The organism is Rhodanobacter soli (genome assembly GCF_039523495.1).
Lineage (GTDB): Bacteria > Pseudomonadota > Gammaproteobacteria > Xanthomonadales > Rhodanobacteraceae > Rhodanobacter > Rhodanobacter soli.
Genome location: NZ_BAAAFK010000001.1, coordinates 696,800 through 718,340 on the forward strand (window position 1 = coordinate 696,800; position 21,541 = coordinate 718,340).

Sequence of the window (21,541 nt, forward strand, 5' to 3'; positions counted from 1 at the left end):
TCCTCAGAGCTGGCCGGATGGCATGGCGGCTATCGCCGGCGGCCAGATGCCCAATCCGTCGGGCCCCTTGCGCACGAACTTCAGCATCAGAAACACGTCGATGACCGCCAGTGCGGTGTAGAAAAACACGAAGCCGCCGAGCGACGTCAGCACCTGGCCGGCGCTGACCGACGACACGCCCAACGCGGTTGGCAGCACGCCTTCGATCGCCCACGGCTGGCGTCCGTATTCGGCCACGATCCAGCCCAGTTCGATCGCCACCCACGGCAGCGGCAGACTCCACAGCGCCAGACGCAGATACCAGCGCTGACTGTCCAGCGTGCGTGTGCTGGCTTTCCAGAATGAAAATGCGAACAGCGCGATGAAATAGAAGCCGCAGCCGACCATGATGCGGAACGCCCAGAACAGCACCGGCACGTTCGGGATGGTGCTGTCGGCGGCTTTCTGGATATCCGCCGGCGTGGCCTGGCGCGGGTCGTCGACGTATTTCTTCAGCAGCAATGCATAGCCCAGATCCTGGTCGTGCGCGGCCAGCGTGGCCTTGGCCTGCGCGTTGGCCTTGTCCTGGCGCAGTACCAGCATCGCGTCATAGGCCTGGATGCCGTTGCCGATGCGGCCCCTGGCGGCATCCACCAGTTCCGCGATGCCGGGCATCGTTTCGTCGAGCGAACGGGTGCCGATCAGGCCCATCACCCACGGAATCTTCACCGCGAAGTGGGTGGTGCGCTGGTCCACATCGGGAATGCCGAACAGGGTGAACGCGGCCGGCGCCGGCTCGGTGTGCCACATCGCCTCGATCGCCGCCATCTTCATCTTCTGGTTGAGCGACACGGTGTAGCCGGATGCATCGCCCAGCACCACCACCGACAACGCCGCCGCCAGCCCGAAGCTCGCCGCCACCGTCATCGAGCGCTTGGCAAAATCCACGTTGCGCCCGCGAAGCAGGTACCACGCGCTGATCGACAGCACGAACATCGCACCCAGCACGTAGCCGGCGCTCACCGTGTGCACGAATTTTTCCTGCGCCACCGGATTGAAGAACACCTCGGAGAACGAGGTCACTTCCATCCGCATCGTCTCGGCGTTGAACGCGGAACCCACCGGATGCTGCATCCACGCATTCGCAATCAGGATCCACAACGCCGACAGGCTGGTGGCCAGCGCCAGGAACCACGTCACCAGCAGATGTTTGATGCGCGAGATGCGCTCCCAGCCCATGAAGAACACGCCGATCAGGGTGGCTTCGAGGAAGAACGCCATCAGCCCTTCGATCGCCAGCGGCGCGCCGAAAATGTCGCCGACGTAGTGCGAGTAGTACGCCCAGTTCATGCCGAACTGGAACTCCATCGTCACCCCGGTGGCCACGCCCATCGCGAAGTTGATGCCGAACAGCACGCCCCAGAACTGCACCATGCGCTTCCACACCTCGCGCCCGGTCATCACGTAGACGCTCTCCATGATCGCCAGCATCCACACCAGTCCCAGCGTCAGCGGCACGAACAGGAAGTGGTACAGCGCGGTCAGCGCGAACTGCAGGCGCGACAGCGTGACGACATCGGCGTCGATCAGGATCATGGATGGGCTTCCGGTGGCGCGGAGACGGCGGGGGCCAGTCGTTGCGCGATGGCGCCCGGGCTGACATCGGGTTTCGGCTGCGGCGCGAACACCACCCACCAGATCAACACGAGCGCCGCGATCTTCAGCGCGACGATGCCGAACAGCTCAAGCGTCAGTCGGCGCAGCGGACGTCGCGGTGCGCTGGAGCTTTCGGGTGGAGCATTGGATGCCGCGGAACGGGACATGCGACGAATCCGTGCATTGCCTGCCCATCAGCATACGCCGCTGCGGTGTGGTGACGATGTGGACGAATGTCGCAGCACACATCGTATGCCGGCTCAGTTCAGTGCGAACGCATCGCGGGTGAGGTTTTCTGGTGCGCCATCCGTGCACACCACGTCGTCCTCGATGCGGATACCGCCGTACTGGCGGAAATGGTCGACGCGGGTCCAGTCGATGTCGGCGGCGAACGGCTTGTCGCGCAGTTCGGCCAGCAGCATGTCGATGAAGTACAGGCCCGGCTCGATCGTCACCACCATCCCGGGTTCCAGCATGCGGGTCATGCGCAGATACGGATGGCCGTCCGGACGCGCGATCGTGCCGCCGTGTTCGCTCTGCTGGAAACCGGCGACGTCGTGCACCTGCAGGCCGATCGGGTGGCCGAGGCCGTGCGGGAAGAACGCGCTGCTGACACCGGACTCGACCGCGCTCTCCGCGCTCATGCGGAAGAAGCCGTGCTCGCGCAGCACACCGGCCAGCACGTGGTGGGCGTGAATGTGCAGCTCGGGATAGCTTTGTCCGGCGCGCACCCTGGCCACGAAGCCTTGCTGGGCGACATCGACGCTGTCGATCAGTGCCTGGAACTCCCACGCGTCCGGCGCGGCGTGGGTGCGCGTGATGTCGCTGGCGTAGCCGGCGGCGCTGGCGCCGGCGTCGATCAGGAACGAGCGGCTGCGCTCCGGCGGTGTGCGGTCGAAATTCGTGTAGTGCAGCACGGCGCCGTGTTCATTGAGGCCGACGATGCTGGCGTACGGCAGCTCGGCGTCGATCTGGCGCGCGGCGGCGAGGTAGGCCATGTGGATGCCGAACTCGCTCTCGCCGGCGCGGAACGCGCTCTCGGCGGCGCGGTGCGCGCGCGTGCCGATGCGGCTGGCTTCGCGCATCAGCGCCAGCTCGTACGGGGTCTTGTACGAGCGGTGCCAATGCAGGTAGTCGAGCACCGGCTGCGGGTTGTTGATTTCCACGCCGTCGATGCCGGGGCAGGCCGGCGCGATCACCGCGCGCGTGCCGACCGGCAGTTGCGCGATGGCTTCCGCCGCGCTGCGCACGACGACGATGTCGAAGTGCTCGGCCCAGTAGCCGTGCGGCGCTTCCGGCACTACGTGCCAGTAGTCGCGCGGCTGCACGAACACCAGCTTCGGCTTCGCCCCCGGGGTGTACGCGATCCAGCTGCCCGGCGCACCAGTCAGCGGCAGCCAGTGCTTGAAGTGCGGGCTGACCACGAACGGGTAGTCCTGGTCGTCGAGAAACTTGCGCAGCGGCGTGCCGGCAGCCACCAGCAGATGGTCGAAGCCGCCCAGCGCGAGGGCCTTGTCGGCGCGTTCGCGCACGGTGGCCAGATGGTGCGGGTACAGCGAGGCGGGTTGGTCGTGCATGGTGATTCCTCGGCGGCGGGCCATCCTGCTGCCGGATCGTCTGCGCGTGCCGCGATTGCCGGTGGCCGCTTGCGCGCAGGGCCGGTACGGCCCGTGGTGAACTGGGGGAAGGGGAAGCAGGCGCCCATGATGACGCGTGCACGTTGCGGCCGCCAGCGAGCTGCGTGCCGGCGCGGAGTCAGTCCTGCGCCAGCCAGCTCTCGATCCGGGCGGCGTCGGCGTCGGTGATCGCCACGATGCGGTAACCGGCCCAGATCTGTCCCGAACTGGCGGCGGCCTCGTGCCACTGTTCCTGGATGCCGACTTCGATCGGCTGCGACTGGGCCAGCAGCCGGCCCGAGCCGGGCAGGGTCATGCTGACCTGGTACAGCGCCTCGCTGCGTGGCGCCTGCGCGCTGATCAGCAGCAGGCCGGTGCTGGACAGGTTGCCCAGGTGGCCGATCGGCAGGCCGCTGATCACGTCGGTGACGATGGCGTTGACGGTGGCGCGCTTGCGTTCGGCGCGACGCTGGTTGCTGGTGCTCATCGGCGGGCAGCCTCCGGCGGAGTGGAGCGGTGCGGCTCGGCCGGCTGGCGCAGGCTGCCGGTGAGGCTGCGCCAGGCGCGGTCGAGCAGGCTCTCCGGCTGCGCCGGCACTTCGCACACGCGGCCGCTGGCCACTTCCTGGGCGAGTTGCATCAGGGTCATTTCCTCGCCGCGCTGGCCGCGCCGGCTGACCAGCAGGCAACGCCCGGACATCGGCGAGTACCAGGCCAGCTTGCGCCGGGCGATCTGCCCGGTGCTCGGGTCGATGAACTCGAACCAGCTGCCGAACGGCAGCTCGCGCAGGTGCTGCTCGATGCGTCGTTCACGCGGGCTGGGTTCCGGTGCCTGGGCCGGATGGGCTGCCGCTGCCACCGGTTCGTGCTGCGGAGCGGACTGCTGTTCGCCCAGACGCTGGTGCTGCTTCAGGCGCAGCGCGAGATCGGTGGCGCTGGGCAGTTCCACGCCGGGGTCGGGCTTGCCCGCGCCGAGCAGTCGCTGCGCCACCTGCACGGCTTCTTCGGCGTGCATGCCGATCTGCTGCAGGCCGGACTCCACTTCCACCTGCAGTTGCAGGCGATCGTCCACCGGCAGACGGCCAAGCAGCTGGTCGGTGATCGCCAGTTGCGCACGGAACGGTTCGCTGTCCTCGCCATGTCGCAGCAAGGTCAGCGCCAGCACGTCGGACCAGGCGCGGTCGAGCAAGGCGCGCAGCAGGCCGCGTGGCGGCGATTGCGTGAAACGTTCGGTCATCAACTCGCCGGCGCGATGGCGCGCCTGGTCGAGTCGCTCGCGTCCTTGCGCCGCTTCCACGTGACGCCGCTCGGCCGCCTGCGCCTTGCGCGTGAGCAGGGCCAGGTGATGCTCGATGTCGGCCAGAAGAGTGGTGTACAGGCCGGCGCTGGGCGGCTCCTGGCTGGCACGGTTGACCAACTGTTCGAGCTTGGTCGCCAGCGGCCGGTTGCTCTCGTCGTCGCTGCCGTCGAGCCAGTCGTTTGCCGCCGCGGTCACCGTGTCCAGCAGCCGTCGCGCCGGATGTTCGCGCTTTTCGAAGAAGCCGTGGTCGGCTACCGCCATGCGCAGCACCGGCAGTTGCAGGTCGCTGAGCAGGTTGCTGGCGTTGCCGCCATGCTGCAGCTGCTGGCCAAGCTGCTCGAACAAGCGCACGACCAGTTCCACCGTGTCGCCCTGCTCGTCGCTGAGCTGGGTGCGCGGCGCGTCGCTGGGCTTGCCGAAATTGAGCTGGGCCAGCAATTCCTCGCGCAGGCGGGCGGCGCTGCGCAGTTCGCGGCTGGCATGGTCGGTGACCTGGGCCAGGTGCTGCTGCAGCGCACCCAGCGCGGATTGCAGTTCCTGCTCGCTGGCGGCACGGCCGGCCGACTGGCTTCCGCCGCCACCCTGGCCGGCGCGTTGCCGCGCCAGCAGGTCGCGCAGGGACTCCAGTACCTCGATGGGGTCGCCGGAGCCGTTGCCGGAACCGGCGTCGGCGCCTTGCGTCGTGGCGGCGCTGCCGGCCGGCGGCGTCGGCTCGCTGGCCGGCTCGGAGCCGCTGGCGGCGGCAGGGCGCGGCCGTTTGCCGATGTGTCGCGGGACCGGAATGCTGCGCAGCTGCGGCAGGATGCCGTCACCTTGCAGGCGGGCGTTGATGATGTCGTACAACGGCGCCAGCGCCTGGATCACCCATTGGTCGAAATGGTGCAGCAGCAGCAGCTGATGTTTCAGCGGCAGCTCGAATTCGGCGCTGGCTGCCTGGCAGGTCAGCGCCAGCACGTGCGGACCCAGCGGCAGCGCCTGGCCTTCCAGCGGCGGCGCGCCGATCAGCACCGCCAGCCGATGGCCCAGTTCGTGCAGCACGCTGCTGTGGCGCACTTCGCCACGGGCACCCAGTTGCTCCAGCCTCATCGACACTTCCTGCTCGGCGGGATCGACCAGTTCCAGCGATTGCCATGGCTTTACGCCGGTGGCAGCCGTGGCCGGCCCGGCCGCGGCGCTGTCGATTTCGTTGAGCGCGCGGCCGAGGCGTTCCATGAAACGTTGCGCGAAGGCGGTGCGGCCCTGCAGCACGCGCTGCCGGCTGGCGAAGCAATCCTGCTGTTCGCCGGCGTGGTGCGCGCGCTCGGCCAGCGCGAAAAGCTGTTTCTCGAATTCACTCAGGCAACGACGCAGGGGTTCCTGCAGTCCTTCCGCGCACAGCGTGTAGCTGGATTCCAGCAAGCGTTGCGCGCGTGCGGACCAGCGCGCGCTGCCGATGCGGTCGCCCTGCTGCGACGCAGACGAGTGACGTCGATCGTGTCCGACATCCATGCATGAACCTGTGAATTCCCCCGGAGCGGCAAGTCTATGCCGGTTGCGGCGGCTATGCCATCCGGGCGACGGGGGGTTGGATGGCCGTTTTTCAGTCGAGAAAAACGCCGATCACGTCGTTCAGAAATCGCTGGCCCAGCGCGGTGGTGTGCAGCCGTTGCGGGTCGTCGTGCAGCCAGCCGCGCTGGCGCGCCGCCGCCAGTGCGGCGGCAATGCGTTCCGGCGGCAGGCCGGTGCGTTTGGCGAATGCGGCCGTCGGCACGCCGTCGACCAGGCGCAGCGCGTTGAGCATGTACTCGAACGGCAGCTCACTGGTGCTGACCACGTTGTCGCCACCGATCCGGCCGGGGCCGCTGTTGGCTTCGAGGTAGGCGCGCGGACCGCGGGTCTTCCAGCGCCGGTGGATCTGGCCGCTGGCGGCGTCGCTGAGCTTGCCGTGCGCGCCGGCGCCGATGCCGAGGTAGTCGCCGAACTGCCAGTAGTTGAGGTTGTGCACGCAGCGCCGGCCGGGCTGCGCATACGCGGAAATCTCGTACTGGCCGTAGCCGGCGGCGGCGAGGCGTGCCTCGCAGGCTTCCTGCATGGCCCAGGCGTGGTCGTCGTCCGGCAGCGGCGGCGGGTTGGCGGCGAACGCGGTGTTCGGCTCCAGCGTGAGCTGGTAGTGCGAGATGTGCGTGGGTGCGAGTGCCACGGCGCGCTCCACGTCGACCAGCGCGCCGTCCAGGGTTTGCTGCGGCAGCGCGTACATCAGATCAAGGTTGATGTTTTCGTAACCAGCGTCCTGCGCGGACTTCACCGCGGCCTCCGCCTCGCCGGCCGAGTGGATACGGCCGAGCCGCTTCAGCTTGTCGTCGTCGAAACTTTGTACGCCGAAGGAAATGCGATTGACGCCGGCCGCCAGATAGCCGTCGAAGCGGCCGTGCTCGACCGTGCCGGGGTTGGTCTCCAGGGTGATCTCGGCGTCCGCGGCCAGCGGCAGGCGCTCGCGCACGCCGTCGAGCAGGCGCGCGATTAGTTCCGGTGCGAACAGGCTGGGCGTGCCGCCGCCGAAGAACACGCTGATTACAGGCCGGCCGATTCCCGGGCGGCCTTCGAGTGCCGTGGCGAAGTCCGCGCGGTCGGCGTCGAGGTCGGCCAGCAGGTGGTCGATGTAGTCGGCGTACGGGGGCGGCTCACTGCGCAGGCCGTGGGAATTGAAGTCGCAATACGGGCACTTTTTCACGCACCACGGCATGTGGATGTACAGCGACAGTGGCGGCGCGATGAGGCTCATGGGTGGTGCAGCTCGCGCAACCGCTCGTGCAGCAGGGCCAGCGCCTGGCCGCGGTGGCTGAGCCGGTTCCTCAGCGCGTCGTCCATCTCGGCGACGCTATGTTCGTAGCCTTCGGGCAGGAACACCGGGTTGTAGCCGAAGCCGCCGCTGCCGCGGCCTTCGGTGAGGATGCGACCGTGCCAGCGCGCCTCGGCGATCAGCGGGGCCGGGTCGTCGGCATGCCGCAGCAGCACCAGCACGCAGATGAAGAATGCACTGCGCTGTTGCGTCGGTACACCATCCAGTGCGCGCAGCAGCTTGGCGTTGTTCGCCCCGGCGTCGCCGTGGCCGCCGCTGTAGCGTGCCGAATACAACCCCGGCGCGCCGTCGAGGTGATCCACGCACAGGCCCGAGTCGTCCGCCAGCGCGGGCAGGCCGCTGGCCTGCGCGGCGTGGCGCGCCTTGAGCAGGGCGTTCTCGACGAAGGCCAGCCCGGTTTCCTCGGCGTCGGCGATGCCCAGGCTGGTCTGGGGCACGACTTCGAGGCCGCTGTCGGCGAGCATGGCGCCGAATTCCTTCAGCTTGCCCGGATTGCTGCTGGCCAGCACGATGCGCGACATCGGGCTCAGCCCTGCGCCAGCGCCGCGCGTTGCGCCGCGACCAGTTCGCCGATGCCCTTCTCGGCCAGCGCCAGCAGCGCGTCCATTTCGTTGCGGCGGAACGCATGGCCTTCGGCGGTGCCCTGCACTTCGATGAAGCCGCCGCCGTCGTTCATCACCACGTTCATGTCGGTGTCGCAGCCGGAGTCCTCGATGTAATCCAGATCGAGCACGGGCACGCCCTGGTAGATGCCGACCGACACCGCCGCGACCGCGCCGACGATCGGGTTGCGCTTGAGGTTCTCGCGCTTCATCAGCAGGTTCACCGCGTCGACCAGGGCCACGTAGGCACCGGTGATCGCCGCGGTACGGGTGCCACCGTCGGCCTGCAGCACGTCGCAGTCCAGCGTGATCACGCGTTCGCCCAGCGCCTGGCGGTTGACGCAGGCGCGCAGGCTGCGGCCGATCAGCCGCTGGATTTCCATCGTGCGACCGCCCTGGCCACCACGCGCCGCTTCGCGCTGCATGCGGGTGTTGGTGGCGCGCGGCAGCATGCCGTATTCGGCGGTGATCCAGCCCTCGCCCTTGCCGCGCAGCCAGGCCGGGGCGCGATCCTCGATGCTGGCGGTGCACAGCACGCGGGTGTCGCCGAAGCTCACCAGCACCGAACCTTCGGCGTGGCGGGTGTAGTGGCGTTCGATGCTGACGGTGCGCAGCTGGTCGCTGGCGCGACCACTGGGGCGGGTGACGGAATTCATGGGGAGTGGCCGGATTGGGCAAGGTTGGACCGGAGAGTTTACCATTGCGTCCTTTCCCCACGTCCGGAAGGCGCCGATGATCCGCAGCATGACGGCCTACGCCAGTGCCGAAACCACCGGCCCCGCCGGCACGCTCAGTTGCGAGCTGCGCACGGTCAACCACCGCTACCTGGAGCTGAGCCCGCGGCTGCCCGACGAGTTGCGCGGTTTCGAGTCGCAGTTGCGCGAGCGGGTGGCGGCCAAGCTGTCGCGTGGAAAACTCGATGTGACTGTGCGTTTGCGCGGCGGCGAGGCACGCGGCGATTCGCTGCACGTCGACACCGCGCTGCTGTCGCGCCTGTCCGAACTGAACCTGGACCTGGCCGCGCTGTTTCCCGGCCTGCAGGTGCAGTTCACCGAATTGCTGCGATTCCCGGGCGTGATGCAGCAGGCCGAAGTCGATCCGGAAACGCAGCAGGCCGCGCTGTTCGACGTGCTCGATCGCGCGCTCGATGCGCTCACCGCCACCCGCGAGCGCGAGGGCGAGAAGCTCGGCGAGATCCTGCGCGACAAGCTTGACGCGATCGAACGCGTGGTCGCCGACGTGCGCGGCTGGATGCCGGAGATCCGCGCGGCGCTGCGCACCCGGCTGGAAACGCGGCTGGCCGATTTGAAGCAGCCGGTCGAGCCGGGCCGGCTGGAACAGGAGCTGGTGCTGCAGATCACCCGCACCGATGTGGACGAGGAACTCGACCGGCTCAGCACGCACATCAGTGAAACGCGGCGGGTGCTGGGCCTGGCCGAGCCGGTCGGGCGCCGGCTGGATTTCCTGATGCAGGAGTTCAATCGCGAGGCGAACACGCTCGGCTCCAAGTCGGTCGACGCGCGCAGCACCAATGCCGCGGTCGAGCTGAAGGTGCTGATCGAGCAGATGCGCGAGCAGGTGCAGAACATCGAATGAACGCTTCGATCGAAGGCACGCTGTTCGTGGTCGCCGCGCCCTCCGGCGCCGGCAAGTCCACCCTGGTCAACGCGTTGCTCGAGCGCGAGAGCGCGATCTCGTTGTCGGTGTCGCACACCACGCGGCCGCCGCGGCCGGGCGAGACGTACGGACGGCATTACTACTTCGTCGAGCGCGCCGAGTTTGAGCGCGAGATCGCCGAGGGCGTCTTCCTGGAACATGCCGAGGTGCACGGCAACCTGTATGGCACCTCGCGCACCACGGTGCAGGAATTGCTGGCGCAGGGCCGCGACGTGCTGCTGGAGATCGACTGGCAGGGCGCCCAGCAGATCCGCCGCAGCAAACCCGACTGCGTCAGTGTGTTCATCCTGCCGCCGTCGCGGGCGGAACTGGAGCGGCGCCTGCGCGGTCGTGGTTCGGACAGCGCCGAAGTGATCGAGCGCCGGCTGCGCAATTCGCGCGGCGAGATCGCCCACGCGCACGAGTTCGACTACATCCTGGTCAACGATGCGTTCGACGAGGCGCTGGCCGGGATGCAGGCGATCGTGCGGGCGGTGCGCCTGCGCAGCGCGCTGCAGTGGCGGCGGCACGAGGCGCTGATCAACGAACTGCTGGCCGCCGGGGCCGAGTGAACCGGATGGCTCTCGCGATGGTCTTGGAATGATGCTTCAGCTACCTTGTCCGCTTTCCCGCCGTATTTGCCACCCATGACCGAACCCGTTCGCGCCACGCCTGACGACACCACCCTGGTGCGGATCCGTGGGCTGACCACGGTACTCAATGGCAAGACCATCTTTGATGCGCTGGACCTGGACATCCCGCGTGGCCGGATCACCTCGATCATGGGCCCGAGCGGTACCGGCAAGACCACCCTGCTCAAGCACATCACCGGACAGATGCACGCCGACGCCGGCACCATCCATGTCGATGGCCAGAACGTGGCCGAACTGTCGCGCGAGCAGCTGTACAAGCTGCGCGAAGGGGTGGGTTATCTGTTCCAGAATTCCGCGCTGCTGACCGATTTCGACGTGTTCGAGAACGTGGCGTTCCCGTTGCGCCAGCACACCCGGCTGCCGGAGGCGCTGATCCGCAACCTGGTACTTATGAAATTGCAGGCGGTCGGCCTGCGCGGTGCCGCGCGACTGATGCCGAACGAGCTGTCCGGTGGCATGGCGCGGCGGGTGGCGCTGGCGCGCGCGATCGTGTTCGACCCGCAGCTGATCCTCTACGACGAGCCGTTCGTGGGGCTCGATCCAGTGGCGCTGAACCAGGTGTTGAAGCTGATCCTGACGTTGAACCAGACCCTCGGCATCACCAGCGTGCTGGTATCGCACGAACTGGCCGCGGTACAGCAGATCGCCGATCACGTGATGCTGCTGTCCAACGGCAAGGTGGTGGCGCAGGGTAATCCCAAAACCATCGCCGATGACGGCTCGCCGTGGACACGGCAGTTCTTCGGCGGCGAGGCGGATGGACCGATACCGTTCCGCTACCCGGCCAGCGACTACGCCGCGGAACTGGGTTTTGCCGGAGTGGTGAAGTGAACGCGCGCGGGCAGCAACATGACAACGTGGTGACCCAGTCGCTGGCCCAGATCGGCAACTGCGGCCTGTTCCTGCTGACCCTGCTGGCGGCGATTCCGCGCAGCTTCCGCTACGTGCGCGAGACGATCCGCCAGCTGTGGTTCGTCGGCGCGATGAGCCTGACCATCATCATGGTCTGCGGCCTGTTTGTCGGCATGGTGCTGATGCTGCAGCTGTACCACGTGCTGTCGATCTTCGGCGGCACCTCGGCCAGCGGCATGGTGGTGGCGCTATCGGTCTATCGCGAACTGGGCCCGGTGGTGACGGCGCTGCTGTTCGCCGGCCGCGCCGGCACCGCGATCACCGCCGAGATCGGCCTGATGCGCGCCACCGACCAGATTTCCGCGATGGAGATGATGGCGGTCGACCCGATCGCCTACGTGGGCACGCCGCGTTTCCTGGCCGGTCTGATCGCGATGCCGTTGCTGTGCTGCGTGTTCTGCGCGATGGCGGTGTTCGGCGGCCACCTGGTCGGGGTGACCTGGCTGGGCATCGACAACGGCACGTTCTGGTCGAACATGACCGCCCAGGTCGACGTGCGCACCGACATCGTCAACGGCGTGCTGCTGAAGAGCCTGGCGTTCGGCGCGGTGGTATCGCTCATCGCGGTGTTTCAGGGCTTCACCACCCCGCCGACCAGCGAAGGCGTGGCCTACGCCACCACCCGTACCGTGGTCGCCTCGTCGATCGCGATCCTGGCGCTGGACTTCGTACTCACCGCGTTCTTGATGTGACCGCCATGACCTATCGTTTTCCGAGGATTCTGCCGTGAGCCAACCGAGAAGTTCGTATGCCGTCGGCACCGGCCTGTTCATTGTGCTGGGTTTTGCCGCACTGGCCTACCTGGCCACCCAGACCAGTTCAGTGGCGAACGTGCACCAGGGCGACAGCTACAGCGTCGAGGCGCAGTTCACCAACATCGGCCAGCTGAAGGAGCGCGCCCCGGTGAAGATTGCCGGTGTACGCGTGGGCCAGGTGCAGTCGATCACGCTGCAGCCGGGGCATGACGTGGCCGACGTGAAGCTGTCGATCGACAAGAGCTACGACAAGATCCCGCAGGATTCGGTGGCGACGATCTTCACCAGCGGCCTGCTCGGCGACCAGTACGTGGGCATCGAGTACGGCAGCGCGAAGCAGGCGGTGGCCGCCGGCGGCACGCTGGCGCGGACCAAGTCGACTCAGCCGCTGGAAGAGATGCTCGGCAAGTTCTTCGGCGCCGGCGGCGTGGTCGACAACGTCGGTGGCAGCTACACGGTGAAGGCGGGCTTTACCAATGTCGGCACGCTTTCGGCCGGCGCGCCGGTGAAGATGGCCGGCGTGGTGATCGGCAGCGTGCAGTCGGTGCACGCCGACCCGGTCAAGCTGAATGCCGAGGTGGTGCTGTCGATCGACAAGCGCTACGACGCGATCCCCGACGATTCGGCCGCCGCGGTGTTCACCAGCGGTTTGATCGGCAGCCAGTATGTTGCGATCCAGCCGGGCGGTTCGCCCGACTCGCTCAAGGATGGCGACGAGATGATCCTGACCCAGTCCGCGATGCAGTTGGAGGACCTGATCGGCAAGTTCCTGGTCAACGGTTCGCCCAGCGACAAGAAAGATGCCGGCAACGGCAACAAATAGCCCGCTATCCCCCCGGCTTGCTGAGCCGGTTCTGCTGAAGGAGTTACTCATGTTGCGCAGACTGGCACTTGCCATCGCCATCGCGTTTGGCACCGTCATCGCCGTTCCTGCATTCGCCCAGGCGGATGCTGTTGCCCCGGCCGCTGCCCAGCAGGCGCCGGTAGCGGTCGTGCAGACCATCGCCGACCAGCTGGCCACGGCGATCGAGGGGCATCGCGACGAACTGAAGAAGAACCAGGAAAAGCTGATCAGCGTCATCGACGAGGTGTTCCTGCCGCACTTCGATATCGACTACGCCTCGATCCTGGTGCTCGGCCAGCATGCCCGCCAAGCCACCCCGGCGCAGCGCGAACGCTTCGCACGGGCGTTCTACAACTCGATCACGCACCGTTACGCCGAGGGCCTGCTCAACTACACCCGCGGCCGCGTCAAGGTGTTGCCGTTCAAGGGCGACCTCAACGACAAGCGCACCGTGGTGCGCACCCAGGTGGTGCTGGACGACGGCAAGCTGGTGTCGATCGACTATGCGTTCCGCAAGGGGCGCGGTGGCGACTGGAAGGCCTACGACGTGATCATCGAAGGCATCTCCTATGTCACCAACTACCGCAACCAAGTGGACGCGGAGATCCGCAAGGTCGGCATCGACCAGTTGATCACCAACCTCGAGACCCAGGGCTCCAAGGCGCTGGAGACGATGGCCAAGGACAACAAGGACAAGTCGTGACGGATACGGCCGCACACGGTTTCCAGCTGGACGTCGGCACGCCTGGCACCCTGGGTGTGCGCGGCGAGCTCAGCTTCGACACCGCGGCAGCGGCGTTGCAGGCGATCCAGTCCGCCCTGGCCGGCGGCTCCGTGTCGCATCTTGATCTGGCTGGCGTGCGCCACAGCGACAGCGCCGGGCTCGCCTGCGTGCTGGCGGTTGCGGCCGAGGCTGCCCGGCGCGGACAGGCGTTGCGGGTCGTGCACATGCCGGCCGGCATGCAGGCGCTGGCGCAGGTCTGCGAGGTCGATCGCCTGATCGCCTGATTGGCACCGTCAGGCTGCAACGAAGAAGGGGCCGCGCGGCCCCTTCTTCGTGTCGGTTCGTACCCGCCCTATGGCTGCTGGGTCGCCTTGTCCGGATGCTTGTTTTCCCACTGGTGCTGTTGGTCCAGCAGTTCCTCGGGGTCGAAGTTCTGCTCGTCCAGGCCCTGCATCTGCTGGATGATCTCGAGCGGCGGGTTGCCGTCGTAGATCTTGTACAGGCGTTGCTGGCGGTATGCGTCGCGGATGAACACGTAGGGGTCATAGGCGGACTGCAGGAAACTTTCCGCGTCGATCGCGCGCGAACGGATCGTCACCAGGTACATCATCTGCGGCATGTACTGCAGACCGTTGTAGTGGTGGTTGTTGGCGAACAGGGTCAGCGGATCGAAGAAGTAGCTGTCGACCGGCCGCTGCCAGATGTCGCGCACCGTGCTCGGGCCGAGGAGCGGCAGCATCAGATAGTCGCCTTCCGGCGTACCCCAGCGCGCCAGGGTGATGCCGAAGTCATTGTCTTCCAGCGGCAGGCCAAGCTGGCTGGCCGGGTCGAAGAAGCCGCCGATGCCCAGGGTCAGGTTCACCAGGAAGCGGCCGGTGCTTTGCAGCGCCTGCTTCGGGCGCGCCTGCAGCAGGTCGTTGGCGACCGTGACCGGCATGCGGATATTGGTGAAGAAGTCGCTGAACGAGCGGCGTACCGGCGGGTTGGTGATCTTGCGGTAACCCAGCGCGACCGGCCGGATCACCGCCTGGTCCACCGCGTCGTTGAATTTGTACGCGCCGCGGTTGTACTTCTCCAGCGGGTCGTCGGTGCGCGGTTTGGCGATGGTGCAGCCGGCCAGCAACGCGATCGCAAGCACGGGCAACCAGCGGCTCAACAGGGGAAATCGAAGCGGTGAGGGCATCGGTGCGGGGGTTCGCGTCGGGAGACAGTAAGTGTACTGTCTGGTTTTATATCTTGCACGGCTTTCGGCTCGCTTCCATGGAAAGCACGCCGATCCGTGGCCAGCCCACCATGATACGCGTCGCGCGCATTGCCAGCAAAGCACCTGCTGGCTACACTGTCAGACCATATAAGTCATTTATTCCCTAAGGATTTCGCATGGCACGCATTACCGTGGAAGACTGCCTCGAGGTGGTCGACAACCGTTTCGAGCTGGTATTGATGGCGACCAAGCGCGCACGCCAGCTGGAAAAGGGCGCCGAGCCGGCCGTCAATCCCGACCATGACAAGCCGACCGTGCTGGCGTTGCGCGAGATCGCCGCCCGCCGCATCGACCAGGCCACGATCGACCAGATCGACAAGGCCGAGCGCGAGCGCGCCGAGCGCGAGGCGCTGGAGTGGGCCGCAGCCGAGGTCGACGACGACCTCTCCAAGGGCGGCGACGACTGATGGACGGCGGCTGCTGTAGCACGCGTACCCGTCGCACCGGCGCGTCCGGTGTGATGGCTCGCATGCGTCCGGCAGCCGTTGCCAGTTCCTGCCGCGAGGTGGGCGCCTGACCAGGCGCCGGCACCGATGACTGCGGCCACCCATCCCGCCACGGTCGACCTGTCCGCGCTGCCGCCCTATGTGCTGGCACTGAAAGAGCGCATTGCCTACCTGCCCGAGGCGCAGGTCGAACGCGTGCTGCGTGCGTTCCAGGTCGGCGCGCAGGCGCATGCCGGCCAGGAGCGCAAGAGCGGCGAACCGTACATCACCCATCCGGTGGCGGTGGCCGGCATCCTGGCCGAGCTGGGACTGGATGCCGAGACGATCATCGCGGCGATCCTGCACGACACCCTGGAAGACACCGAGCTCAGTCGCGAGGTTCTGGCAGCCGAGTTCGGCGAGGTGGTGGCCGAGCTGGTCGACGGCGTCACCAAGCTGGACAAGATGCGCTTCGGCAGCCGCCAGGAAGCCGACGCGGAAAGCTTCCGCAAGATGCTGCTGGCGATGGCGCGCGACATCCGCGTGATCCTGATCAAGCTGGCCGACCGCCTGCACAACATGCGCACGCTCGGCGCCAAGGATGCGCCCTCGCGCCGCCGCATCGCGCGCGAGACGCTGGAGATCTACGCGCCGATCGCGCAGCGCCTGGGCATGAACAAGTTCAAGGCGGAGCTGCAGGACCTGGGCTTCCGCACGCTGTACCCGGACCGCTACCGGGTGATCAGCGAGCGCATCCGCGCCGCGCTGGGCAACCGGCGCGAGGCGATGGGCAAGATCGAGGAAGCGCTGTCCGCACGACTGGCCGCCGACCACCTGCCGGCCCGCGTGGTCGGCCGGATCAAGTCGCCGTGGAGCATCTATTCGAAGATGCGTGGCGATCACAAGAGTTTCGCGCAGCTGATGGACGTGTATGGGTTCCGCGTGGTCGTCGACAGCGCGATGAGCTGCTACATGGCGCTCGGCGTGGTGCACGCGCTGTACAAGCCGGTCGATCGCCGCTTCAAGGATTTCATCGCGATTCCCAAGGCGAACGGCTACCAGTCGCTGCACACCGTGTTGCTGGGGCCGTTCGGCGCGCCGATCGAGGTGCAGATCCGCACCGCCGAGATGGACTCGGTGGCCGAGCGCGGTGTCGCCGCGCACTGGGCCTACAAGACCGACTCCGGCCCGGCCAACAGCGCGCAGTCACGGGCGCGCGAATGGCTGTCCTCGCTGGTCGACAGCTCGGCGAGTACGGTGTCGTCGTCGGAGTTCATCGAGAACGTCAAGATCGACCTGTTCCCCGACGAGGTCTACCTGTTCACCCCGCGCGGCGACATCCTGTCGCTGCCGCGCAACGCCACCGCGCTGGACTTCGCCTACGCCGTGCACACCGACGTGGGCGACCATGCGGTGGCCGCGCGAGTCGACAAGAAGCTGCTGCCGCTGCGCGCCAAGCTGGAGTCGGGCCAGCTGGTGGAGATCATCACCGCGCCGTCGGCGGTACCGAACCCGGCCTGGCTGGAAGTGGTGGTCACCGGCAAGGCGCGCGCCGCGATCCGCCAGTACCTGAAACACCTGCAGCACGAAGACGCGGTCGACTTCGGCCACCGCATGCTCGACCGCGCGCTGGACGCGCAGGGCAGCAGCCTGGACGGCATTCCGCCGGCGGTGCTGGACCGTTTCCTGGAAACCTCCAAGCTGAAGCGGCTGGAGGAGCTGCTGTCGGACATCGCGCTGGGCAACCGCATGCCCGACGTGGTCGCCAGCCAGTTGCTGGCCTCGCGCGGCAAGAAGGCCGGCAAGCCGCAGGCGTCGGCGCATGTGCTCGAGAAGATCCGCATCACCGGCGCCGAACGCGGCGTGCTCAGCTTCGCCAATTGCTGCCACCCGCTGCCGGGCGACGACATCATTGGTTACCTGTCCTCGGGCAAGGGCATCGTGGTGCATCGCGAGGAGTGCCCGAACGTGGTCGAGCTGCGCAAGTCGCCCGAGCGCTGCGTGGCGATCGAATGGGATCGCGACGTGCAGGGCGACTACCGCGCCGAGCTGCGCATCGAGGTGATCAACCGCCCCGGCGTGCTGGCCACCGTGGCCGCCGCGATCGCCGCCGCCGACTCGAACATCGAGAACGTGGAATACGTCGAGCGCGATGCTGCCGCTGCGACGTTGCTGTTCGCGATGGAAGTGAAGAGCCGCAAGCATCTGGCCGACGTGATCCGCCGCGTGCGCCGCACCGGCGTGGTCAGCGGGGCGTACCGCTATCCCCTGTAGGAGCGCACCCTGTGCGCGAAAAACCGGCAGGGCGGCCGAGCCTGGCCTTTTCGCGCACAGGGTGCGCTCCTACAATCACGTCTTTCTCCGCTCGAGGTTGCCCATGTCCCGCAGCATCATCTCCACTGAACAGGCACCGGCCGCGATCGGCCCGTATTCGCAAGCCGTGCGTGCCGGCAACACCGTGTATTTCTCCGGTCAGATTCCGCTCGATCCGGCCACGGGTGCACTGGTCGGTGGCGACATCACCGCGCAGACGCGGCGGGTGTTCGACAACCTCACCGCGGTGGCCGCAGCGGCCGGTGGCTCGCTGGCGCAGATCGTGCGCGTCGGCATCTACGTCACCGATCTGGCGAACTTCGCCGCGGTCAACGCGGTGATGGCCGAATACTTCCAGCAGCCGTACCCGGCGCGGTCCACCATCGAAGTATCCGGCCTGCCGAAGGCGGCGCAGGTCGAAGTTGACGCGGTGATGGTGCTGGACTGAGTCGCGTCAGCGCCCCGCACCGACAGCCGGCGTCGGCGTCAGGCTTACGACAAGAGACGGTGCTCGGTTAGGCTTGCAGGTCATGGCCACCCGCACCGTCCGTCCTGCTCCCGCTATCGGTACTGACCCGGGTATCACGCCTGTCGGTGCGTTGCCGGGCGTGGGCCCGGCGCTGGTCGCGTCGCTGGCCCGGCTCGGGCTGGAGCGGGTGCAGGACCTGTGGTTCCACCTGCCGCTGCGCTACGAGGACAAGACCCGGATCACCGCGATCGCCGACCTGCGGGTAGGCGAGCGGGCGCAGGTGGAAGGCGTGGTCGAGGCGGTCGAGCGCGGCTTTCGCTATCGCCCGCAATTGAAAGTGGCGATCGGCGACGCCAGCCGACAGACTTTGTTGCTGCGCTTCTTCCACTTCAACCGGGCGCAGGCCGAGCAGTTGCTGCCGGGGACGCGACTGCTTTGCTACGGCGAAGTGCGCCATGGCGCGCAGGGCCTGGAGATGGTGCACCCGAACTACCAGCGCCTGAGCGGGGAAGCGGCGGCCACGGTCGACGAGTTGCTGAGCCCGATCTATCCGACCACCGAGGGGCTGGGTCCGAAACGGCTGGCCGGAGTGATCGGCAAGGCGCTGGCGCTGCTGCCGCCGGCCGCGCAACTGGAGTTGATTCCGCCGGAATTGTGCGCCAGGTACGGACTGACCTCGTTGCGTGACGCATTGCTGTACGTGCATCGGCCGCCGCCGGACGCGCATCTGGGCCAGCTCATGCTGGGTCAGCATCCGGCGCAGCAGCGGCTGGCGTTCGAGGAGTTGCTGACCCAGCACCTCAGCCTCAAGCGCATGCGCGCGGCGGTACGGCGTCGGCGCGCGCCCAGGCTCACGGGCGCCGACGGGCTGCAGCGGCGGATGCTTGAGCGGCTGCCGTTCCGGCTCACCGCGGCGCAGCAGCGCGTCGGCGACGAAGTCGCGCACGACCTGGTGCGGCCGCAGCCGATGCTGCGGTTGGTGCAGGGCGACGTCGGCAGCGGCAAGACCGTGGTCGCGGCGCTGGCGGCGCTGACGGCGGTGGAATCGGGCTACCAGGTTGCGCTGATGGCGCCGACCGAACTGCTGGCCGAGCAGCACCTGCACAATTTCCGGCACTGGTTGCAGCCGCTCGGCGTCGAAGTGGAGTGGCTGGCGGGCAAGGTCACCGGCAAGGCGCGCAAGCAGGCGCTGGCGCGGGTGGCGGAAGGTGCGCCGGTGGTGATCGGCACGCATGCGCTGATGCAGGAAGGCGTGGCGTTCGCGCGGCTTGGCCTGGTGATCGTCGACGAGCAGCACCGCTTTGGCGTGCAGCAACGTCTGTCCCTGCGCGACAAGGGCAAGGATGGCGGGCTGGTGCCGCACCAGCTGGTGCTGACCGCCACGCCGATCCCGCGCACGCTGGCGATGAGCGCGTACGCCGACCTCGACGTCTCGTCGATCGACGAACTGCCGCCCGGGCGCACCCCGGTGCAAACCATCGCGATCTCGAACGCGCGGCGGATCCAGGTGATCGAGCGCATCCACGCCGCCTGCGGCGAGGGGCGCCAGGTGTACTGGGTATGCACCCTGATCGAGGAGTCCGAGCAACTGCGCGCGCAGGCGGCCGAAGTGGCGCACGCGGAACTCTCCGCCGCACTGGCCGGCTTCAAGGTCGGTCTGATCCACGGCCGCATGAAGCCGAAGGAAAAGCAGGCGGTGATGGACGCGTTCAAGTCCGGCGCGCTGGCCGTGCTGGTGGCGACCACGGTGATCGAGGTCGGCGTGGACGTGCCGAATGCCAGCCTGATGGTGATCGAGAACAGTGAGCGACTGGGACTGGCCCAGCTGCACCAGTTGCGCGGCCGGGTCGGCCGCGGCGCGGTGGCCTCCAATTGCGTGCTGTTGTACCAGCCGCCGCTGGGCCAGTTGGCGCGCGAGCGGCTGCAGGTGATGCGCGATACCAACGACGGCTTCCGCATTGCCGAGAAAGACCTTGAGCTGCGCGGCCCGGGCGAGGTGCTGGGTACCCGCCAGACCGGCCAGCTCAGCTTCCGCATCGCCGACCTCACCCGCGACGCGCACCTGTTACCGGCGGTGCAGCAGGTTGGCGAACACATGCTGGCCGAACATCCGCAGCAGACCGGACAGCTGATCGAACGCTGGATCGGCGGTGCGGCGCGCTACGCGCATGCGTGATGGTCGGCTTCCATCGAATACACTGAGCGGCTGGACCAAGACGACACGCCCATGAGCAAACCGCAACTCCTGATCGATACCGACCCCGGCGTCGACGACGCACTGGCCATCCTGATGGCCTACGCGCATGCCGACATCGCCGGCCTCAGCATCGCCGCCGGCAACGTGGGCCTTGGCCATACCGTGCGCAATGCGCGCACCCTGGTCGATCTGGCTGGCGCGGCCACGCCGGTGTTCGCCGGTTGCGCCGCGCCGCTGGTGCGCGCGCCGGACGAGGACGCCGCGTTCGTGCACGGCGAGGACGGTTTCGGCGACATCGGTTTTCCCGAGCCGGCCGCCGCGCTGGCCGACGAACCGGCCGCGCTGGCGCTGCTGCGGCTGACCCGCGAGCGGCCGGGCGAGCTGACCCTGGTGGCGCTGGGCCCGCTGACCAACCTGGCGTTGGCGTTGCGGCTCGATCCGACGTTGCCCGAGCGGGTGGCGCGACTGGTGGTGATGGGCGGCGCAGTCACCGGCCACGGCAATACCGGCAAGGTGCCGGCCGAGTTCAACATCGGCTTCGACCCGGAAGCGGCGCATGTCGTGTTCGAGGCATTCCCGGCGTTCGACCTGGTCGACTGGGAAGCCACCTTGCGGCATGCCTTCGACGATAACGAGTTCGATGGCTGGCTGGCTGCCGGCGATCGGCGCGCGGATTTCTTCGGCAAGATCGTGACCACGGCGCGCAGCTACAACACGAAGCACGACCGCCACGGGCTGGTGGCAGCCGATGCGCTGGCGATGGCGGTGGCGCTCGATCCTTCGATCGTCACCCGGCGCGAGACCCGGGCGGTGGCAGTGGAACTGGACGGCCGCCTGACCCGTGGCGCCACCGTGGTCGACTGGAATGCACGACTGGGCAGGCCGGCCAACGCGAACATCGTGCTGGAAGTGGACCAGACGCGCTTTGCCGCGATGGTGCGCCGTGCGCTGGGCGTGCCGGTCTGAGCGCTGACTTGCAGGGGAGGCGGGTTCCTCGTTACAATGCCGCTCTTTTCACCACCGCTTTAGAGCCCGCCATGAAGCCTGATATCCATCCGAACTACAACCCGGTGGTGTTCCAGGACCTGTCGTCCGACTTCGCGTTCCTGACCAAGTCGACCATGTCCAGCAAGGAAACCATCAAGTGGGAAGACGGCAGTGAGTACCCGCTGATCAAGGTGGATATCTCCAGCCATTCGCACCCGTTCTACACCGGCAAGCAGAAGACGCTGGATGTCGGCGGCCGCGTCGACAAGTTCCGTCGCCGCTATGCGGGTTCCGTCAAGGAATAATTGACGGCGTTGGCCGGCGCTCGACGCCGGCCGCGCAGGTCCGATT

At 67.5% G+C, this 21,541-nt stretch carries 22 protein-coding genes; 13 read left to right on the forward strand and 9 right to left on the reverse strand.

Going from position 1 to position 21,541, the window contains the following annotated elements:
- Window positions 1-3 precede the first annotated feature (3 nt).
- The 8 genes from ABD024_RS03020 to rph all read right to left on the reverse strand — a co-directional run bounded on the left by ABD024_RS03020 (window position 4) and on the right by rph (window position 8,647).
- The gene (locus ABD024_RS03020) at window positions 4-1,575 is read right to left on the reverse strand and encodes a cytochrome ubiquinol oxidase subunit I (protein WP_343849469.1); all 1,572 of its coding nucleotides are present in this window, start codon (window positions 1,573-1,575) and stop codon (window positions 4-6) included.
- A complete protein-coding gene (gene cydP, locus ABD024_RS03025) occupies window positions 1,572-1,802 on the reverse strand; it encodes a cytochrome oxidase putative small subunit CydP (protein WP_343849473.1) in 231 nt (76 codons plus the stop codon). Before cydP ends, ABD024_RS03020 begins: the two co-directional genes overlap by 4 nt.
- 93 nt (window positions 1,803-1,895) lie before the next feature.
- A complete protein-coding gene (gene pepQ / locus ABD024_RS03030; protein WP_343849478.1) occupies window positions 1,896-3,212 on the reverse strand; it encodes a Xaa-Pro dipeptidase in 1,317 nt (438 codons plus the stop codon).
- Between the two features lie 178 nt (window positions 3,213-3,390).
- Window positions 3,391-3,738: a PilZ domain-containing protein gene (locus ABD024_RS03035; protein ID WP_343849482.1), complete on the reverse strand. Its 348-nt coding sequence runs from the start codon at window positions 3,736-3,738 to the stop codon at window positions 3,391-3,393.
- Window positions 3,735-6,038, reverse strand: a complete 2,304-nt coding sequence (locus ABD024_RS03040) for a DUF1631 family protein (protein ID WP_343849485.1) — start codon at window positions 6,036-6,038, stop codon at window positions 3,735-3,737. The genes ABD024_RS03035 and ABD024_RS03040 overlap by 4 nt, the downstream gene beginning before the upstream one ends.
- A 91-nt stretch (window positions 6,039-6,129) precedes the next feature.
- Window positions 6,130-7,311, reverse strand: coding sequence for a radical SAM family heme chaperone HemW (hemW, locus tag ABD024_RS03045; RefSeq protein WP_343849488.1), 1,182 nt, complete (start codon window positions 7,309-7,311; stop codon window positions 6,130-6,132).
- Window positions 7,308-7,910: an RdgB/HAM1 family non-canonical purine NTP pyrophosphatase gene (gene rdgB / locus ABD024_RS03050; protein WP_343849492.1), complete on the reverse strand. Its 603-nt coding sequence runs from the start codon at window positions 7,908-7,910 to the stop codon at window positions 7,308-7,310. Before rdgB ends, hemW begins: the two co-directional genes overlap by 4 nt.
- A gap of 5 nt (window positions 7,911-7,915) precedes the next feature.
- Entirely contained in the window at window positions 7,916-8,647 is a 732-nt protein-coding gene (gene rph, locus ABD024_RS03055; RefSeq protein WP_343849495.1) for a ribonuclease PH, read from the reverse strand.
- Between the two features lie 76 nt (window positions 8,648-8,723).
- On the opposite strand from rph, the gene ABD024_RS03060 reads away from it, so the two are divergent.
- The 7 genes from ABD024_RS03060 (at window position 8,724) to ABD024_RS03090 (ending at window position 13,819) form a co-directional block, all read left to right on the forward strand.
- Window positions 8,724-9,587: a YicC/YloC family endoribonuclease gene (locus tag ABD024_RS03060; protein WP_343849497.1), complete on the forward strand. Its 864-nt coding sequence runs from the start codon at window positions 8,724-8,726 to the stop codon at window positions 9,585-9,587.
- Window positions 9,584-10,219: a guanylate kinase gene (gmk, locus tag ABD024_RS03065; RefSeq protein WP_343849501.1), complete on the forward strand. Its 636-nt coding sequence runs from the start codon at window positions 9,584-9,586 to the stop codon at window positions 10,217-10,219. Before ABD024_RS03060 ends, gmk begins: the two co-directional genes overlap by 4 nt.
- A gap of 75 nt (window positions 10,220-10,294) precedes the next feature.
- Complete coding sequence (locus tag ABD024_RS03070) at window positions 10,295-11,131, forward strand: ABC transporter ATP-binding protein (protein WP_343849504.1); 837 nt, start codon at window positions 10,295-10,297, stop codon at window positions 11,129-11,131.
- Window positions 11,128-11,904 carry a lipid asymmetry maintenance ABC transporter permease subunit MlaE gene (gene mlaE, locus ABD024_RS03075; protein ID WP_343849508.1) on the forward strand — a complete coding sequence of 259 codons (777 nt, stop codon included), beginning with the start codon at window positions 11,128-11,130 and terminating at the stop codon, window positions 11,902-11,904. Before ABD024_RS03070 ends, mlaE begins: the two co-directional genes overlap by 4 nt.
- Before the next feature lie 34 nt (window positions 11,905-11,938).
- Window positions 11,939-12,790 (forward strand): outer membrane lipid asymmetry maintenance protein MlaD, encoded by an 852-nt coding sequence (gene mlaD / locus ABD024_RS03080; protein WP_343849511.1) that lies wholly within the window; start codon window positions 11,939-11,941, stop codon window positions 12,788-12,790.
- 49 nt (window positions 12,791-12,839) lie between these two features.
- Window positions 12,840-13,514 (forward strand): MlaC/ttg2D family ABC transporter substrate-binding protein, encoded by a 675-nt coding sequence (locus ABD024_RS03085; RefSeq protein ID WP_343849516.1) that lies wholly within the window; start codon window positions 12,840-12,842, stop codon window positions 13,512-13,514.
- Window positions 13,511-13,819 carry an STAS domain-containing protein gene (locus ABD024_RS03090; protein ID WP_343849520.1) on the forward strand — a complete coding sequence of 103 codons (309 nt, stop codon included), beginning with the start codon at window positions 13,511-13,513 and terminating at the stop codon, window positions 13,817-13,819. The genes ABD024_RS03085 and ABD024_RS03090 overlap by 4 nt, the downstream gene beginning before the upstream one ends.
- 68 nt (window positions 13,820-13,887) lie before the next feature.
- Here ABD024_RS03090 and ABD024_RS03095 read toward each other — a convergent pair whose 3' ends face one another.
- Entirely contained in the window at window positions 13,888-14,718 is an 831-nt protein-coding gene (locus ABD024_RS03095) for an MlaA family lipoprotein (protein WP_343849522.1), read from the reverse strand.
- A gap of 197 nt (window positions 14,719-14,915) precedes the next feature.
- On the opposite strand from ABD024_RS03095, the gene rpoZ reads away from it, so the two are divergent.
- From rpoZ to ABD024_RS03125, 6 genes are all read left to right on the forward strand, one after another.
- Window positions 14,916-15,206: a DNA-directed RNA polymerase subunit omega gene (gene rpoZ / locus ABD024_RS03100; RefSeq protein WP_007509529.1), complete on the forward strand. Its 291-nt coding sequence runs from the start codon at window positions 14,916-14,918 to the stop codon at window positions 15,204-15,206.
- A 126-nt stretch (window positions 15,207-15,332) separates the two neighbouring features.
- Entirely contained in the window at window positions 15,333-17,498 is a 2,166-nt protein-coding gene (locus ABD024_RS03105) for a RelA/SpoT family protein (protein ID WP_343849528.1), read from the forward strand.
- 103 nt (window positions 17,499-17,601) lie between these two features.
- The gene (locus ABD024_RS03110; protein WP_343849531.1) at window positions 17,602-17,985 is read left to right on the forward strand and encodes a RidA family protein; all 384 of its coding nucleotides are present in this window, start codon (window positions 17,602-17,604) and stop codon (window positions 17,983-17,985) included.
- A gap of 82 nt (window positions 17,986-18,067) precedes the next feature.
- On the forward strand, window positions 18,068-20,182 hold the full coding sequence (recG, locus tag ABD024_RS03115) for an ATP-dependent DNA helicase RecG (protein WP_343849533.1): 2,115 nt from the start codon (window positions 18,068-18,070) through the stop codon (window positions 20,180-20,182).
- Window positions 20,183-20,233: 51 nt separating this feature from the next.
- Window positions 20,234-21,169, forward strand: coding sequence for a nucleoside hydrolase (locus ABD024_RS03120; RefSeq protein WP_343849535.1), 936 nt, complete (start codon window positions 20,234-20,236; stop codon window positions 21,167-21,169).
- A gap of 71 nt (window positions 21,170-21,240) precedes the next feature.
- Window positions 21,241-21,495 (forward strand): type B 50S ribosomal protein L31, encoded by a 255-nt coding sequence (locus ABD024_RS03125; RefSeq protein ID WP_056387772.1) that lies wholly within the window; start codon window positions 21,241-21,243, stop codon window positions 21,493-21,495.
- Window positions 21,496-21,541 lie beyond the last annotated feature (46 nt).